This is a genomic window from Sphingobium sp. D43FB (genome assembly GCF_002312805.1).
Taxonomy (GTDB): domain Bacteria; phylum Pseudomonadota; class Alphaproteobacteria; order Sphingomonadales; family Sphingomonadaceae; genus Sphingobium.
Genome location: NZ_NMUA01000123.1, coordinates 1 through 1,426 on the forward strand (window position 1 = coordinate 1; position 1,426 = coordinate 1,426).

A 1,426-nucleotide genomic window follows, 5' to 3' on the forward strand; every position below is an offset into this window, starting at 1 on the left:
TCCAGTGCTGCAAAAACTCCCATAACGTCCTCCACGTTCGACTCCGGCCGAGCGCCGAAGCGGCAATGACATCCTACCGCAACAAAGCGGAGGTCGAGTGTGGCGATTACGTTAAGTGGTGTAGGTTTTGAGGGTAGCGAAGCTGACCGGACGCGCGCTCATCGATAAAGCGCTGTAGCGGTCGGTCAGTTTCGCGGGTGGTCACCGGCGAACTTCGGATAAGTTTGGGTTGCGAGACTCAACTTACGGAGACCACCGATGACCAATGACAAGATGGACCTGCACGCCCTGGTTGGGAAGACAGCCGACGGCGATTTTCTACGCGATATGATCGGCTTTGCCGCGCAGCGGCTGATGGAGCTGGAAGTGGGCGACCTTACGGGCGCGGCCTATGGCGATAAGGATCCCGAGCGTCTCGCGCAGCGCAACGGCTATCGGGATCGGGACTGGGAGACGCGAGCAGGCACGGTCGAGCTGCGGATCCCCAAGCTGCGCAAGGGAACATATTTTCCAGGGTTTCTGGAGCCCCGCCGTTTGGCAGAGAAGGCACTGACGGCCGTCATCCAGGAAGCTTATATCCAGGGGATCTCGACCCGCTCTGTGGACGATCTGGTCAAAGCCATGGGCATGAGTGGGATTTCAAAGAGCCAGGTCAGCCGACTGTGCGTGGAGATCGACGAGCGGGTGAAGGCTTTTCTCGATCGTCCGATCGAAGGAGACTGGCCCTATCTTTGGATGGACGCGACCTACATCAAAGTGCGGCGGGCTGGCCGCATTGTCTCGGTCGCCGTCATCATCGCCGTCGGCGTCAACAGCGATGGCCGGCGCGAAGTGCTCGGCATGGCGATCGGTCATTCCGAAGCGGAGGTCTTCTGGACCGAGTTTCTGCGCAGCCTTGCTCGTCGCGGTCTGCGCGGCGTGAAGCTGGTGATCTCAGATTCCCATGAAGGCATAAAAGCTTCCGTCGCCAAAGTGTTCAGCGCCACCTGGCAACGATGCCGGGTTCATTTTATGCGCAATGCGCTGGCGCATGCTGGCAAGAGTGGGCGCCGGGTCGTGTCGGCGTTCATCGCCACCGCCTTCGCTCAGGAAACGCCAGAGGCCGCAAAGGCCCAATGGCGTAGCGTCGCCGATCAACTGCGCCCCACCGTGCCGAAACTCGCCGCACTGATGGACAGCGCCGAGGAGGATGTGCTGGCTTATATGACCTTCCCTGCCCAGCACCGCACCAAGCTTCACAGCAACAATCCAATCGAGCGCCTCAATGGCGAGATCAAGCGGCGTACTGATGTTGTCGGCATCTTCCCCAACGAAGAGGCGATTACCCGTCTCGTCGGCGCTATCCTTCTGGAACAGAACGACGTGTATGGACCACCCCCACCTTGCAAGGCTTTTCAACAGATTTCGACGATTTCGGATCTTGCGG

General features: G+C 59.7%; 1 protein-coding gene. It reads left to right on the forward strand.

Annotated features, from left to right (window positions below):
* Positions 1–258: 258 nt before the first annotated feature.
* Positions 259–1,426, forward strand: a 1,168-nt coding sequence (locus tag SxD43FB_RS23555; protein WP_141249637.1) for an IS256 family transposase, incomplete at its 3' end; no start/stop codon positions are given.